Raw genomic sequence first — 16,071 nt, 5'->3', positions numbered from 1 at the left:
GAATTCAATTAAATCATAACTTGTATTGAGATACAGTTAAACTAGTATTTAATGAATAATTCCCCACTTAGAATTGTGTCTTTAGGCTGCGTCCAAGTAGCTTCAATTAAAAAATTTACTTTTAAGCCTGTTTTATAACTAAATGAAATCTCATTATCATGTAACATATGATGATTTTGGTAAACTATTAAATTTTTGTTGGCTTTATCTTTAATTATAATTGTCCAAACTCCATTTTGAGGCTGAAAGATTTTAGCTGTAATAATTAACGTTGACCAAAAAGTATTGTTGACCCCCGTTTCATAAAAGCCTTTTCCATTATGGATATTTATTTCAAAATCTTGCTGAATATTGCCACCGTTACTAGTTGCGGCTTCTTCTTCACACCATTCCATATTTTCATTGTTCATATTACTAATTAATTTCATAATAAATTTTCTCCTCATTAATTATTTAAAAGAAGGGAAACCCTGATTCAAACATGTAAAATTATAATAAAATTTCATTATAATTTTATTATATGTAAATTCATGAAAAATGTTATTAAATAAAATCAACCAATATAAATCTGAAACTCAGCTTATATGGAAAAACATAAAAACAAATTATATTTTTTATTCATTATGAATTTTTCATTAATTTTTTATTAATTTTCTATTGAAAAAAGACATACATATGTATATAGTAATATATATATGTATGTTTTTTTCTTATTAGTCAAAATATCTTATAATTTTTATATAAAGGATGTGACACACTGTGAAGTTAAGTTCACTATTTAAAAAAGTGATTGTTAAAATAAATAAGACATTATTAAGTAAATTTCCTTTGAAAATTTACTTGATTTCCATTTTCAGTGTGTGTCTAGCCTTACTATTAACAGTCTATGTGTCATATTCAGGAATTAACAAATTGTACAATGGCGCCTCACAAGAGATAAATACAGGAATAGTATCCTTAAATGAGGAATATTTAAACAACTATATAACAATTACCTCGCAACTTATAGAAACGAAAATGAATCAATTTTTTGCCGAGCAAGCTGTTACCGCAGAAATTTATCAAAAGTTCTTAGACAATGAAGAGCAATTCAAACCTCTAATTAGCACTGCAAATACATTGCCATTTTTTAAGGATAATATAAGTTTCAACGGAGGATGGTATCAAAATACCGATAATGAGCCTACAGTTTTGTACATTGAAAGATATCTTTTGGATAGAAGCATGAAAATAAAGCCTGAAGTTCAAAGGGAAATTGATAGATCAGCAATTCTAGATTTGATTTTACCCTCTATTTATAAATATGGCGAAAAAAAAGTAGCTGTATATTATCAAGGTGCAAAGGGACAAGAATTTATAAGAAGTGCTCCATGGAATGATATAGGCAATGGGTTTGATAAAATATATCCAGCTATTAAGGACACTCCTATTTTACAAGCATTTAGCCCGGGACTAGTTGAAGATTTTGAAAAACTAATGAAAAATGGAGAGAAATATAAGAAAAACCCTGAAGCATTAGCTATAATTAAGCCACCTTATGTGGATGGATCTACAGGAAAAGTAATAATGACCCTAAGTCTACCACTTTGGAATAAGCAAAGAGACACATTTAAAGGGACTATTGGCTTAGATATTGAATTAGATGAAATAATAAATTATACAAGAAATTTAAAACTTGCGAGTAGTGGATTCGCATACTTAAGCCACTCTAATGGAAACATATTTGCAGTAAATGAAAATGGAGAAAAAGTATTAGGACTAAAAACAATGATAGATTCCACCTTAAAGCCAGCCTCTAGCGCAGAATATGATTCGATGCAAAGATTTTTTAAGGACAGTAAATATGAGTCAGTAAAAAAAATTAAATTACCTACTACTATGGAAATTGAGCAAACTGAATTAGCTATAAATGGGGAAAAGTATATTCTTTTTCAACAAAATTTAAGTTCCTTTAATACCTGGAGCAAGGGGAATTCTTTTTCAAAGGATACATGGACCTTAGGGTTTTTAGTTCCTAAGCTAGAATTGTTTGGAACATATAATAATGTACGCGAGCAAATAAGCGGAACTAAAAAACAGATACTTATTAATCAAGCTAAAGTATCTATAAGTATTATTTTATTTCTGGGCGTGGCTATTTATTTTTTATTTAGTAAGATGACAAGTAATTTAAGGAAATTAGAATATGCTGCTTTAGAGATACAGAATGGGAATTATGAAGTGAAATTAGATGTAAGGTCTCATGATGAATTTGGAAGACTTGCTGAAACTATTGAAAAAATGCTTTTTGAAATTAGAACAACCTTTCAGCGTTTAAAAGAGCAGAATGGGGTACTGAAGAATGAGATAGAGGATAGAATTGATAAAGAGCGAATTATTAAACATTTAGAAAGTTATGACACCATAACAAATTTACCAAATCAGAATGTTTTAGAAAGGGACCTAGAGGAATATATTAAGTTATATGACAGTATAACCGTAATTATAATAGGTATTGATGATTTCAGAAAAATAAATGAAGACATTGGAAGACAGGGTGGAAATGAAGTTTTGAAAGTTATTTCAGCTCGTCTAAAGGGTATAAAAAATGCAAGAGCAATATTTAAAATAACAGGTGACGAATTTGTGATTTTGTATCATAACACTGAAGAGCCTGAAAAAATGATTACAGAGGCAGAACATATTTTAGATGTATTTAAAACCCCTATTTTTATAAAAGATAAAGAAATATTTACAACTGCGAGTATGGGCATAAGCACCTACCCAAGAAATAGTGATAATTCAAATTCATTGTTAAAATTTGCGTCTATTGCACTAAATCGTGCAAAAGAAAAGCAAAGGGGAGAATATAAATTTTATGACGAAGAATTAAATAATATGTCTCAAAAGCGAATGAATATGGTATATGAACTAAGACATGCGCTATATAATAACGAATTGGAATTGCATTATCAACCACAAATAAATTTCAGGACTAAGAAAATCATTGGCATGGAGGCACTACTTAGATGGAATAGCAAGGTTCTAGGACCCATAACTCCAGATGAATTTATACCCTTAGCAGAGGAGTTTGGTTTAATTCAAGAAATAGGTCAATGGGTCATTTATAATGCTTGCAGACAGACTAAAAAATGGCATAACATGGGCTATGATAATTTGTGTATTGCTGTAAATGTTTCACCATTACAATTTACCACAACAGATTTATTTGCGATAGTAAAAGATATTTTGTTAGAAACAGGGCTTCCAGCGAAAAATTTAGAAGTTGAAGTTACTGAAGGTATGTTTATTAATGACATGGAAAAAGTAATTCATACTTTGAAAGAACTAAGAGGAAGATCTGTGAAGGTAGCCGTGGATGATTTTGGAACAGGATATTCTTGCCTAAGCTATATAAAAGAACTCCCTATAGACAAATTAAAAATTGATAGATCATTTATAAAGGATATACCAAGTATTGACAATGGATCACTAGCCACTTCTATAATTGAAATCGGTAAAAACTTTGGTCTTAAGATTATTGCGGAAGGCGTAGAGACCAAAGCACAAGAAAGATTTTTAATACAAAGGGGTTGTGATCAGGCACAAGGATATTATTATAGTAAACCATTATGCGTAACGGAATTTACCAACTTACTTTCCGATAAAAATTGAAATTCATGAATAAATAGAAACAAAATACGAAATTTTTTCAAATTTAATAATTTCAAAGAATTTAAGCGTAAAGAATGCTATAATTGTATTTTGAATTACATATTGGGAGTTACGATTAAAGCAAAAGAAGGTGGAAGTAATTAAAGATAATAAATATTTACCTATTAGTAAAAGTGATATTTTAGATAGAGGTTGGACTGAATTAGATTTTATTATAGTTACAGGAGATGCATATGTAGATCATCATAGTTTTGGAACGGCAATTATTTCAAGGGTTCTTGAAAATGAAGGCTATAAAGTTGGAATAATAGCTCAACCTGAATGGAAAGATACAGAAGATTTTAAGAAGCTGGGCAAGCCAAGGCTAGGATTCCTGGTTAATGCTGGTAATATGGATTCTATGGTTAATCATTATACAGTGAGTAAAAAAATAAGAGAAAAAGATTTGTATTCTCCCGGTGCACAGATGGGTCTTCGTCCTGACAGAGCAACTATAGTTTACTGCAATAAAATAAGGGAAGCATATAAAGGTATTCCTCTTATTATTGGAGGAATAGAGGCAAGTTTAAGGCGATTTGCACACTATGATTATTGGAGTGATAAGGTAAGAAAGTCAATGCTAATCGATAGTGGGGCAGATCTACTAATATTTGGCATGGGTGAAAAACAAGTTGTTAACATTGCAAATAAGTTAAATGAAGGTATAGATATAAAAGAAATTACACAGGAGCTTGGAACATGTTATGTAACAGAGAACATAGAAAATATTGGTGACCACGTTGAAATAGCATCCTATAAGGAAGTCTGCAATGATATGAAAAAATATGCACAGGCTTTTAAAATACAATATGATGAACAAGACCCAATTCGTGGTGGAGTTATAGTACAAAAGCATACTAATAAGTATCTTGTGCAAAACAAACCAGAAATGCCACTTACTAGAGAAGAATTAGATGTTGTTTATGGCTTGCCTTATCAAAGAAGTTATCATCCTATGTATGAAAAGATGGGTGGAATTCCAGCTATAGAGGAAGTTCAGTTCAGTTTAGTTAGTTCAAGAGGGTGTTTTGGTAGCTGTGCTTTCTGCGCCATAACTTTTCATCAAGGTAGAATTGTGCAAAGTAGGAGTGAAAATTCACTAATAGATGAAGCCATAGAAATTACAAAATTAAAGGGTTTTAAAGGATATATTCATGATGTAGGAGGACCTACTGCTAATTTTAGACAACCTGCATGTGCTAAACAATTAAAAGTAGGTGCTTGCAGAGATAAACAATGCTTGCATCCTGCTCCCTGTAAAAGTTTAAATGTTGATCATATGGAATATTTAAATTTGCTTAGGAAACTTCGAGAATTGCCAGATATTAAAAAAGTTTTTATACGTTCAGGTCTACGTTATGATTATATTATGGCAGACAAAAATGAAACCTTTTTTAATGAACTTATTAAGCATCATGTCAGTGGGCAACTAAAGGTCGCACCAGAGCATGTTTCTCATAAAGTCTTAAAATTTATGGGCAAGCCAGCGGGCAAAACTTATGATAAATTCAGGGAAAAGTTTTATAAGGCTACTGAGAAAATAGAAAAAAAACAATATCTTATTCCTTATTTAATGTCTAGCCACCCAGGATGCAGCATAAGTTCAGCAGTAGAACTGGCAGAATACCTTAGGGATACTAACTATCAACCTGAACAAGTTCAAGATTTCTATCCAACGCCAGGAACACCATCAACAACAATGTTTTATACAGGAATTGATCCAAACACCCTTGATGAAGTTCATATACCTAAAACCAAGCATGAAAAAGCCATGCAAAGGGCATTACTCCAATATAAAGATCCTATGAAATATGATTTGGTATATTCTGCATTAATTGAAGCAAATAGAGAAGATCTTATTGGTTACGGACCTAAATGTTTAATAAAACCACGTGGACAAAAAAATAAAGAACATTTAAGTACCACGAGCAATAAACAAGGTCAACAAAAGAGCAAAGATAAAGGACGAAACGAAAAAAATACAATTAAAGATAAGCCTATAGATAAAAACCACAAAAGAAAAAATAAGCCTACGACAACTGAAAATAAGACGAATTTTGGAAATAGGCAAGATAACAAAAACAAAGCAAAGATGAAAAAAAGAAAATAAAAATTATAATAAATACCTACATCCATAATATGGATGTAGGTATTTATTATAATTCCATTTTAACTATTTTATTTATACTCTCTTCTTCTACTAGTTCACTTTTACTGAAACCCTTCCTAAAATATCTAATTTGTTTATATTTAACTTTATTCATCTCAAAATCTAAAACATCAATTCTATCGCCTTTATAAATAACAGCCTGTTTACTACCTTTTAAAAATACATGTAATTCCATAATTATATTTATTAGCTGCAAGCAGCTATGTCCTCCTTCTTATTTTTGATTTAATTATTATAAAATTAATTTATGAATTTCACATAACGAATTAACTTTTAAGAAATCATATACTAATATCTAAATTATAGTGCCATTATCTAGATTTATCAAGGTGAAACAAGCAAGAAAATTAATAATAGTTAACCATTTATTTATTGGTGAATATAATATTAATAAAACTAATAGTAGTAGGTGATTAAAGTGTACGCTGATTGTATTCTAAATTTAACCAGTAGAAAATATAAAGTTAAGCTTACATTGCAGATGTCTTTTTATTGAAAATCTAATATAGATTTATTTCTAAAAGGAGATAAGAAAATGATTTGTAAAGAATATTTATTGGATACTAATATAGTTATACAAGTGTGGAATAAATATCCTACATTACTAGATACTATAGAAAATATTGAATCAGTTGATTTTAAAATTTCTGAGGATATAGCTGGAGAGTTATCTGTAAAAGAATATGCGAAATTCAACGAAGACTTTGTACTCTCAAATAAATTTCTAAAACTATTAGGACATATTATTACTAATAATAGTCCTACTTTTACTCAAGGTTTCATAGGGAGTCATTTTATTAAATATGAGAAGAATGAAAGTATATATTTTATTAATGGAGATAAAATCTCTATAAATGATTATAGCCTAATTGATATTTGCGAAAGGAATAAGGGCTATACCCTTGTTACTGAAGATAAAAAAATGCTCCGAAGTGCAAAAATCATATTAGATACTTCAAGGGTGTTAAACTTTCAACAATTTTTAGATGAGCTAAGAGAGTTAAAGGTGTTATAATAACCCAATGGTAAGAGGCTTCAATTTTTGTGAATTGCAGCCTCTTATACTGTTTTAAATGATTATGATTCATTTTATGGTTTTCTCTAAATACTGTTTGAAGTTAAAATTCCATAATTCATAAATTTCAGAGCTTTCAGCTCTAACTACTAATAAAAATTCATCTAGTACACCTAAATTGTTTAGGCCTTTCATTAGATGCCTGGGGTAAATTACCCTCTTTGAATAATTATTTTTAGGATCGATTACTGTAATCGAAAGATCTTCTTTTAAGTATAAGTCTTTACACCTAATATCTAGTCTCTTAAAATTTAGCCTCTTGAATTCTTCAATAAGTTCTATTAGGTTATGTGAGATTTCTTTATTAATGCCATGTTTCTTTATATATTTGTCTAGCCGCTCGCCACTTGCATAATCTCGCACAATGTAGTAATCACCATGTTCGTAAACATTAGGAAAATATTTGCTCCTTTTAGTTTTTGCGAAAATATTATATTCCTTACCACAAATTCTTTTATCTTTGAAAATTTTGATTATTCTTTGGTTGGGAAGGGAATATACTATTCCATTATGACCAGACCCTAAAAACTCTGATGTTCTAAGCATTTTTTCTACTTTGCTATTTAATTGAATATAATAATTACCATTTCTATCCATAATATCATCTTCTTTATAATTATATTACTATATTATATGATGAAAGTTTATAAGTATTTCTTAGATATGAACAAAATAAAATAATTATTTTTTATCTAAATAATTCTTATTATCTAAATAATTCTTATTATCTGATGCCATTTTTATTGCTTCCTTAATGTTATTTATAAATTTGTTCCTATAAGAAACAAAGCTTCTCCCATCTTGAATTATTTTGCCTGTATTTTGCGGAGGTTCTTTGATTTTAAAAACCACATCGTTGAGATCTTCTAGCCTTTTAATTAGACTAGCATTTTGCTTTTGAAGTTCATCAGCATAAGTGTTATTATTGATTTGCACTATATTTGAATTAATTAATGTCTCAGAATACTGAAACCCTTTAAATATTCCCTTATAATAGGACAGTTCAATAAAATCGCGAGTTCTAGGTGAGGTGGTTTGTTTTAATAATGATTCTATATAAAAATCTTCTATATCATCCTTCTTAAAGCCGCTTTTAACTGCTCTATTCATAATTCTATCTGCTATTGCTTTAATTTTTTTATTATTAAAATTCATAACTATCCTCCGTTTTTCAATTTTTCTTTTGTTCCATTAAATTAATTATAATTTAACCTATTTAATCTTAACAAAATAAGTGACATGAGTAAACAGAAATAAGCCTCAGCACTGAAAATAAGTGCTGAGACATTTGGTTAATTTTAAATGTCCTTGGTTTATTGTATTGGAATTTCTAATAAAGCATTTCCAGTTAAACTATAATCACTGTTATAAACTGATAAGTTCACTTCTATGTCACTCTCATTTTGTATTTGAAGAATGCTATCATTAAATTTAATGTTTAAAAGTGCACTTCTGAAGGTTATTTTAAAAGAGCATGATAGCCAGTGTTTAGGGATAAATGGATTTAAAATTAATTTATTATCTATAACACGCAAACCACCAAAACCATGAACTACTGCCATCCATGTTCCTGCCATACTAGTAGAGTGACAACCGTCTTCTGTGTCGTTGTTATAATTGTCAAGATCAAGTCTAGAGGTCCTTAAATACATTTCATAAGCTTTATCATAATTTCCGATTTTTGCAGCTAGTATAGTATGGATGCAAGGGGACAAGGAAGACTCATGTACAGTTCTAGGTTCATAGAAATCAAAATTTCTTTTAATTGTATCAATATCATATTCCTGTTCAAATAAGTAAATCCCTTGAAGTACATCCGCTTGTTTTATAAAGCAAGAGCGTAGTATTCTATCCCATGACCAGTTTTGATTTATTGGTAGATGTTTCTTATCTAATTCACTAACCAATATCTGCTCTTTGTCCATATAGTCATCTTGTTGAAGGAAAATTCCAAGTTCTGCATTACAAGGATAGTACATATTTTCTATGATATTCTTCCAAGTGATCATTTCTTGGTCTACAAAATTAAGCTTTTCTTTAATTACGCTCAATCTTTCAGGTTCATTTTCACTTAGGTATTTTATAACCTCAAGTGTGTACTGCAGCGTCCAACAGGCAATTTTATTAGTATACCAATTATTATTTACATTGTTTTCGTATTCATTAGGCCCAGTAACACCTAAAATCACATACTTACTTTTATTTTGTGAGAAAGTAGCTCTTTGAGCCCAAAATCTTGATATAGCAGTAAGCACCTCAAGACTAAATTCGCCAAAACAAGACTTATCTCCAGTATAATTCACATAATTATAATTAGCATAAGCTATGGCTCCATTTCTGTGTATTTCCTCAAAGGTTATTTCCCACTCATTATGGCATTCCTCACCATTCATTGTTACCATTGGATAAAGGGCTGCTCCATTTGTAAAACCTAATTTCTCAGCATTTTCTATTGCTTTGTCTAACTGTTTGTATCTATATAATAAAAGGTTCCTTGATACTCTTTCCTGCGAAGTACTTAAGTAGAAGGGGATGCAATAAGCTTCGGTATCCCAGTAAGTGCTCCCGCCATATTTTTCACCAGTGAAACCTTTTGGTCCTATATTTAGCCTATAATCTTCTCCAGTATAGGTTTGGTTTAATTGGAATATATTGAATCTAATACCTTGTTGTGCTGACACATCACCTTCAATAACTATATCGCTCTCCTGCCACTTTTCTTCCCAAGCATCAGCTTGTTCTTTTAGTAATGTTTCAAAGCCGTCCACTTTAGCTTTGTTAGAAAGTTCTTTAGTTATCTCAATTAAATCTTCTTTTTCATAATATCTTGAGGAGGTATTTGCAACATATTTATATATTACAACTTCATCATTTTCATTGCAATTGACTAATACAGTATTAGAAATATATTTTTCGCTTTGCTTAAATTCGATAATAGGTTTAATTATTTCATCGTTTTTAGTTAATTCATAAGTCATATACGTACAGATGTGAAAATCTAATTTCTTGGTTTTGAGTAGAATATATCCTTCATAAGGTTTAACTTCACTAGAAATCTCATCCCAAAACTTCTCATCATAGTTGGAATCAGAATTCACAACATCGCCATCAAGATAAGGTGTAATCTCTAGTTTGCCTTTAAAATTTAATGGCACTATAGAATACTTTATTGCACCTATTTCTCCCCGTGACATACTTATAAATCTTTTAGCCTTTACTCTAATCTCATTACCGTTTGAAAGCACAGCCACAAAACTTCTTTGTAAATATCCTTGCTTCATATTTAAAACTCTCTCAAATTCTTTTACGCTGCACTTAGCAAGATCTAGTGAAATATCATTAATTTTAATGTTTATACCAATCCAATTTGTTGAATTTAAAACCTTAGCAAAATATTCTGGATAGCCGTTTTTCCACCAACCAACCCTAGTTTTATCAGGAAAATAAACCCCAGCTATATAATTTCCTTGAAGAGATGCACCACTGTATTCCTCTTCAAAATTTGATCTTTGTCCCATATATCCATTGCCTAAGCTGAATATGCTTTCAGATATTTCATTATTATCTGCATTAAAGCCTTGCTCAATAATATTCCATTCGTCTAATTTATAATAGTGTTTCATCAAAAGGCCTCCTAGTTATTCTCTTGGCACTAAACAATTATCAATTGTTTATCCTCTTAGTATTTCTCTGTGGCACTAAACAATTATCAATTGTTTAGCCCATTATAGTTTTAATTTATCAAAAGTCATATCAGAAAATCCTGATAGGACTAAATGAGCTTTCTTTAATATATTTTTAGAGCCTATTCCAATGCAATACATACCTGCATTAATGGCAGCTTCCACTCCGGCCTGCGCATCTTCAAAGACAATACATTCACTAGGCAATACATTAAGAGCCTCGGCACCTTTTAAAAAAACTTCAGGGTCAGGCTTTGCTTTGGATACTTTTGTACCATCAATTATCGCATCAAAATAATTCGTTAAATTTAACTTATCAAGAATAAGCATAGAATTCTTACTTGCAGAACCTAATGCAATTTTTATGCTATCTACTTTAAGGCTTTCTAAAAAGTCAATAACCCCAGGTAGAATATCCTTTGGAGTTAATTCAGAAATATACTCTACGTACCAAATATTCTTCTTTTGGGCTAGTTCAATTTTTGTATCATAGTCTAAAGTAGTATTTCCTATCTCTAATATGATATCCAGTGACTGCATTCTGCTTACACCTTTTAATCTCTCATTGTCTTGCAGTGAAAACTCAATGCTTAGTTCCTGCGCAAGTCTCTTCCATGCTAAGTAATGATATTTGGCGGTATTAACTAATACTCCATCTAGATCAAATATAATTGCTTTAATATTGTGCATAGCTTCCTCCCTTATGTCTGTGAAAATTACTATATTAATATTAATGAATGTGTTTACTTATAATATGTTAACCCCATAGTTATATAATAATATAAAATCATGCATTTGTGAATGCGTTTGCACAAAATAATTTGTATTATTTTTTATTAGTGTAAACATTATGGTTAGAATATTTAAACAGTATACATTCAACAAATTCAATGGTGTAACAAAGTAAATATAGGTAAAGTAGAAGAAGTCACAAAAGTAAAATAACATGGTATTGACAGAAGTTAAACTGAAAGATTATAATCATGTTAAGCAAATTGCAACCGGTTGCATAACTAAGTGGCATAACACTTATCTATAATTGTATTTCAGCTATAAGAAACTAGCCTATTAATGTATTTTAGATAATGTCTATCACTTATTCAAGCTAGCCTTGCACAATATTACATTTAATAATATAATTAACATAGAATATTTTTATAAATTAGGAAGTGAAGTTTTCATGTCGGTAACTATAAGAGAAGTAGCAAAGCTTGCAAATGTATCACCTTCAACAGTTTCAAGAGTAATTGCAGATAATCCTAAGATTAGTGATGCAACAAAACAAAAGGTTTATAAAGCAATGAAAGAAATGAATTATCATCCTAATGCTATAGCTAGGAGCCTAGTTAGTAAAACAACAAAGACTATAGGACTTATTTTACCTAATACAGATGAGGATTTGTTTGTTAATCCATTTTTCATTCAAATTATGAGAGGCATAAGCCATTATGCGCAAAAAAAAGGATATTATATTATGTATACTTACAGTAATGATGAAGATCAAGAAGTAGAGTATATAGCAAGTTTAATGAATAGTAGAAGAGTCGATGGCATTATTTTACCAGTAGTAAGAAAAAACGACAAATGCATTGCTTATTTAAAAGAAGCAGATTATCCTTTTGTAGTAATAGGAAAACCAGAAGATACAGAAGGAATTTTATGGGTTGATAATGATAATTTCCACGCCATGTATAGTGTTGTTAATTATCTTATACAAAAGGGCGAGAGAAAAATTGCATTTATAGGCGGTCCGTCTACGCTAAATGTAACTATTAATAGGTTAGAAGGATATAAAAAGGCTATGGAAAATATTGGCGTAAAAATAGATGAAAATATGATACAAGTAGCAGAGTTTACAGAAGATAGTGGGTATGATGCTATGAAACGAATTTTGGAAAAATCCAGCCCTACAGCAGTTGTAACCACTGACGATTTAATTGCATTTGGTGCATCAAAAGCTATAGGTGAAATGTCGCAAAATCATATTTCAATTGTTGGGTTTAATAACACGCCATTAACTGCCTACAGGAATCCTACACTATCTTCAGTGGATATTAATTCCGAAGAATTAGGTTATTTTGCAGTTAAGCTATTAATAAACAAATTGGAAAATGAGAAAGAGTATATAACTAATTATATTATTGATACAAAATTAGTTGAAAGAAATTCAACTAAATAACTCTAGATTTCTAGGGTTTTTTTTTGATATGCATACATATTATAAAGAAAATAGCTATAGCTATTGCTATACTTTTTACTATTGTTAAGGAGAGAGATTAGATAATGGATGAAGTATTAGAAAATAACGAATTCACCTATGATAGAAATGATTTAGGTGCAGTTTATACTACTCATTATACAACATTTAAAGTTTGGGCACCAACTGTAGAAGAAATTTCAGTAGTTGTGTATGAAACTTTTAGTGATGACCTAAAACAAAAACACGCCATGGCAAAAGGTCAAAATGGCGTTTGGGAGCTTAAACTTCAGGGTGATTTTAAAAATAAATATTATAATTATTTAGTAACAAATGATGGCGTTGAAAAAGAAACACCGGATATCTATACTAAAGGTGCCAGTGCTAATGGAGAGAAGGGTATGATAGTTGATTTCAATTCAATTAATCCCGAAAATTGGGAAACCCACCAAAGACCTTTACCAATTAATAGAACTGAGGCAGTAATTTATGAACTTCATATTAGAGATTTTTCAGTATCAATGGACTCAGGGATTGAACATAAAGGGAAATATTTGGCTTTTGCTGAGAAAGGGACCAAAACATCTAAAGGGGTTGTTACGGGCCTGGATCATCTTAAAGATTTAGGAATAACTCATGTTCACTTATTGCCTGTTTATGATTTCGCAAGTGTGGATGAAACTGTGGGTGGATATAATTGGGGATATGATCCTTATCTATACAATGTTCCTGAGGGTTCTTATGCAACAGATTCAAAAGATGGCACTGTAAGAATAAGAGAGTTTAAGACTCTGATTCAAACACTACATGAAAATGGTATCAATGTAATTATGGATGTTGTCTATAATCACTCTGTTACTATTGAAAATTCACCAATGGACATCTTGGTTCCAGGATATTATTATAGAAGGGATGAGAACGGCAACTATACTAATGGTTCAGGTTGTGGGAATGAAATAGCTTCTGAAAAACCAATGACACGTAAATTTATACTAGATAGTATTGTGTTTTGGGCTCAGGAGTACAAAATAGATGGGTTTAGATTTGATTTAATGGCTCTACATGATATCGATACAATGAAAGAAGTAACCAGACAAGCAAAAATTATTAACCCAAACATTATTATCTACGGTGAACCATGGACAGGTGGACAATCAGCATTAGAGCCTTCCAAACAAATGAGGAAAGGCAGTCAAAAGGGTATGCAAGTATCATTATTTAATGATGATATGAGAAATGCAATAAGGGGAGATAATGATGGCAGTTGGGCAGGTTTTGTAAATGGTAGAGGTGGACTAGAGGCAGAGATAAAGAAGGGGGTTGTTGGTGGAATTAAATATAACAATGAAATATGTAATTTTACGCAGGAGCCTGGAGAAGCAATAAACTATGTAAGTTCACATGACAATTTATGCTTATATGATAAATTTGAAAAAAGTAATCCTACTAGCGCACCGTTAGAAAGAGAAAAAATGAGTAGATTGGCACTATCTATTATCCTTACTAGCCAAGGAGTGCCTTTTATTCAAGGTGGAACTGAAATACTAAGGACTAAACAAGGAAATCATAATAGCTATAACGCTGGTGATTCTGTTAATGAAATACAGTGGGGTAGAAAAGCTGAATACATGGAAACTTATGAATACGTTAAGGGTTTAATCTCTTTAAGAAAAAGTCAAAAGGTTATGACCTTAGACAACACTGAACAAGTAAGGAAATCCCTGATATTCCTAGAAACTCCTTTTAACTCGGTGGCTTACGAATTAACTTCTGCTTTCAAAGATGATTATAGTAAATTAATTATAATTCATAATTCTAATAGTGAAAAAATAAAAGTGGTTTTACCGGATTCTAATGAGTGGAGGGTTTTAGCTAATGAGTATGAAGTGGATAAAACAGGTGTAAGTAAAGGAACAAAAACTTGTATTAATGAGGTGGGTGTACCTTCCATATCTACATATATATTATGTAGATAACGGAGTATCTAAGTTTGGAGGAAAAATGAAAAAATGATTTATTTTCAAATATTTTTTTCGATATTAATTTTTATTGCCGCCAATCTTTATGTTGGTAAAAAAGGTTGGCTATTTATAAATACAGCCATTCCTAAAATTAGTATTTATTTGTATTGGGCTATGTTTATTTTTATTGCATTTTCTTTTATAATAGCAAGACTTAGTAAAGATAAAGTACCTCATTCTTTTGAGAAATTTCTTAATATTTTAGGCGGATACTGGCTTGCAGCATTTTTGTATTTTATAATATTGCTAGGAGCAATAGATATTGTAAAATTAATCCTAGGTATTAAAAGCATTGAATTTATAGGTGCTAAGACCTTGCAAAATATATATTTTATAGCTAACACCTCCGCACTTATAATTGTAGCTATTTTGCTAGTATACGGAACCTACAATGCAACAAATTTGAAAACAACAAAATATTCAATAAAAATTAATAAGGATGCAGGAAACTTAAAAAACTTAAATATTGTAATGCTTTCTGATTTGCACCTTGGTGATATTGTGGATAAACAGCGCCTTTCAAAGATGGTAATTGAAATAAATAAATTAAATCCAGATATAGTAATACTAGCAGGAGATATTATTGATGATTATATACAGCCTTTTATAGACCAAGGAATGGGTGTGGAATTTAAAAAAATACATTCTAAATATGGAGTTTACGCTGTTTTTGGTAATCATGAGTATTATGGAGGAGGGATAGATAAAATTGCCTATGAATATGAAAATTCTGCAAACTTTAATCTATTAAGAGATAAGACAGTAAAAATCAATAACAGTTTTTACATTGTTGGTAGAGAGGATTTATCCTTTGAGCGATACTCTAAATCAAAACGAAAAACAATTGATGAATTGCTAAGTGGCACAGATAAACTTTTACCCATTATTGTAATTGATCATCAGCCTGTAAAATTTAGTGAGGGAGAAAAAGCTGGGGTTGACCTTCAGTTCTCAGGTCATACACACAAAGGTCAATTGCTGCCAGCTAATATTGTTACTAAAAAGCTATTTGAGAATGATTTTGGATTACTAACTAAAGGCACATATAATGTTGTGGTTTCAAGTGGCGTTGGGACTTGGGGACCGCCTATAAGAATAGGAACATCTTCAGAAATTGTTCAAGTAGAAGTAGAGTTTAAATAATAATCCGTAATAGGTAATTCAGTACTGTTTAGACGAGCATATATCTAATGTCCTCATAAGGTGCGGATATAAAAAACCTGCAATCATAA

The 16,071-nt window shown here is 30.6% G+C and carries 12 protein-coding genes; 6 read left to right on the top strand and 6 right to left on the bottom strand.

From position 1 onward, the window contains the following. Positions 1-41: 41 nt before the first annotated feature. Positions 42-428: a hypothetical protein gene (locus tag KPL50_RS08665; RefSeq protein WP_216298065.1), complete on the bottom strand. Its 387-nt coding sequence runs from the start codon at positions 426-428 to the stop codon at positions 42-44. A 484-nt stretch (positions 429-912) separates the two neighbouring features. Here KPL50_RS08665 and KPL50_RS08660 point away from each other — a divergent pair, with 484 nt between their 5' ends. Together KPL50_RS08660 and KPL50_RS08655 are read left to right on the top strand one after the other, a co-directional pair. Continuing rightward, on the top strand, positions 913-3,654 hold the full coding sequence (locus KPL50_RS08660) for an EAL domain-containing protein (RefSeq protein ID WP_216298064.1): 2,742 nt from the start codon (positions 913-915) through the stop codon (positions 3,652-3,654). 139 nt (positions 3,655-3,793) lie between these two features. After that, positions 3,794-5,803: a YgiQ family radical SAM protein gene (locus tag KPL50_RS08655; RefSeq protein ID WP_216298192.1), complete on the top strand. Its 2,010-nt coding sequence runs from the start codon at positions 3,794-3,796 to the stop codon at positions 5,801-5,803. A 46-nt stretch (positions 5,804-5,849) separates the two neighbouring features. On the opposite strand, the gene KPL50_RS08650 is transcribed toward KPL50_RS08655, so the two are convergent. After that, complete coding sequence (locus tag KPL50_RS08650) at positions 5,850-6,038, bottom strand: hypothetical protein (RefSeq protein WP_216298191.1); 189 nt, start codon at positions 6,036-6,038, stop codon at positions 5,850-5,852. A 360-nt stretch (positions 6,039-6,398) separates the two neighbouring features. Between KPL50_RS08650 and KPL50_RS08645 the strand changes: the two genes are divergently transcribed. Then, the gene (locus tag KPL50_RS08645; RefSeq protein ID WP_216298063.1) at positions 6,399-6,878 is read left to right on the top strand and encodes a hypothetical protein; all 480 of its coding nucleotides are present in this window, start codon (positions 6,399-6,401) and stop codon (positions 6,876-6,878) included. Between the two features lie 69 nt (positions 6,879-6,947). Here the strand turns inward: KPL50_RS08645 and KPL50_RS08640 are convergent, their stop codons facing one another. From KPL50_RS08640 to pgmB, 4 genes are all read right to left on the bottom strand, one after another. Further along, on the bottom strand, positions 6,948-7,535 hold the full coding sequence (locus tag KPL50_RS08640) for a protein kinase (RefSeq protein WP_216298062.1): 588 nt from the start codon (positions 7,533-7,535) through the stop codon (positions 6,948-6,950). Positions 7,536-7,619: 84 nt separating this feature from the next. After that, positions 7,620-8,093: a hypothetical protein gene (locus tag KPL50_RS08635; protein ID WP_216298061.1), complete on the bottom strand. Its 474-nt coding sequence runs from the start codon at positions 8,091-8,093 to the stop codon at positions 7,620-7,622. Between the two features lie 158 nt (positions 8,094-8,251). Further along, positions 8,252-10,561 (bottom strand): glycoside hydrolase family 65 protein, encoded by a 2,310-nt coding sequence (locus KPL50_RS08630; RefSeq protein WP_216298060.1) that lies wholly within the window; start codon positions 10,559-10,561, stop codon positions 8,252-8,254. Positions 10,562-10,663: 102 nt separating this feature from the next. Then, complete coding sequence (gene pgmB, locus KPL50_RS08625) at positions 10,664-11,311, bottom strand: beta-phosphoglucomutase (protein ID WP_216298059.1); 648 nt, start codon at positions 11,309-11,311, stop codon at positions 10,664-10,666. Positions 11,312-11,801: 490 nt separating this feature from the next. On the opposite strand from pgmB, the gene KPL50_RS08620 reads away from it, so the two are divergent. The 3 genes from KPL50_RS08620 to KPL50_RS08610 all read left to right on the top strand — a co-directional run bounded on the left by KPL50_RS08620 (position 11,802) and on the right by KPL50_RS08610 (position 15,982). Then, a complete protein-coding gene (locus KPL50_RS08620; protein WP_216298058.1) occupies positions 11,802-12,800 on the top strand; it encodes a LacI family DNA-binding transcriptional regulator in 999 nt (332 codons plus the stop codon). Between the two features lie 104 nt (positions 12,801-12,904). Next, entirely contained in the window at positions 12,905-14,794 is a 1,890-nt protein-coding gene (gene pulA / locus KPL50_RS08615) for a type I pullulanase (protein WP_216298057.1), read from the top strand. A 33-nt stretch (positions 14,795-14,827) separates the two neighbouring features. Continuing rightward, positions 14,828-15,982, top strand: a complete 1,155-nt coding sequence (locus tag KPL50_RS08610) for a metallophosphoesterase (protein WP_216298056.1) — start codon at positions 14,828-14,830, stop codon at positions 15,980-15,982. The last annotated feature ends 89 nt before the right edge of the window (positions 15,983-16,071 follow it).

The organism is Clostridium sp. CF012 (assembly GCF_018861755.1).
Taxonomy (GTDB): domain Bacteria; phylum Bacillota; class Clostridia; order Clostridiales; family Clostridiaceae; genus Clostridium_AD.
This window is presented reverse-complemented; position numbering and strand designations above follow the sequence as displayed.

Coding starts and splice junctions, on each gene's coding strand:
- KPL50_RS08665 (WP_216298065.1), bottom strand. CDS start 428: ATGAAATTAATTAGTAATATGAACAATGAAAATATGGAATGGTGTGAA.
- KPL50_RS08650 (WP_216298191.1), bottom strand. CDS start 6,038: ATGGAATTACATGTATTTTTAAAAGGTAGTAAACAGGCTGTTATTTAT.
- KPL50_RS08645 (WP_216298063.1), top strand. CDS start 6,399: ATGATTTGTAAAGAATATTTATTGGATACTAATATAGTTATACAAGTG.
- KPL50_RS08640 (WP_216298062.1), bottom strand. CDS start 7,535: ATGGATAGAAATGGTAATTATTATATTCAATTAAATAGCAAAGTAGAA.
- KPL50_RS08635 (WP_216298061.1), bottom strand. CDS start 8,093: ATGAATTTTAATAATAAAAAAATTAAAGCAATAGCAGATAGAATTATG.
- KPL50_RS08630 (WP_216298060.1), bottom strand. CDS start 10,561: ATGAAACACTATTATAAATTAGACGAATGGAATATTATTGAGCAAGGC.
- pgmB (WP_216298059.1), bottom strand. CDS start 11,311: ATGCACAATATTAAAGCAATTATATTTGATCTAGATGGAGTATTAGTT.
- KPL50_RS08620 (WP_216298058.1), top strand. CDS start 11,802: ATGTCGGTAACTATAAGAGAAGTAGCAAAGCTTGCAAATGTATCACCT.
- pulA (WP_216298057.1), top strand. CDS start 12,905: ATGGATGAAGTATTAGAAAATAACGAATTCACCTATGATAGAAATGAT.
- KPL50_RS08610 (WP_216298056.1), top strand. CDS start 14,828: ATGATTTATTTTCAAATATTTTTTTCGATATTAATTTTTATTGCCGCC.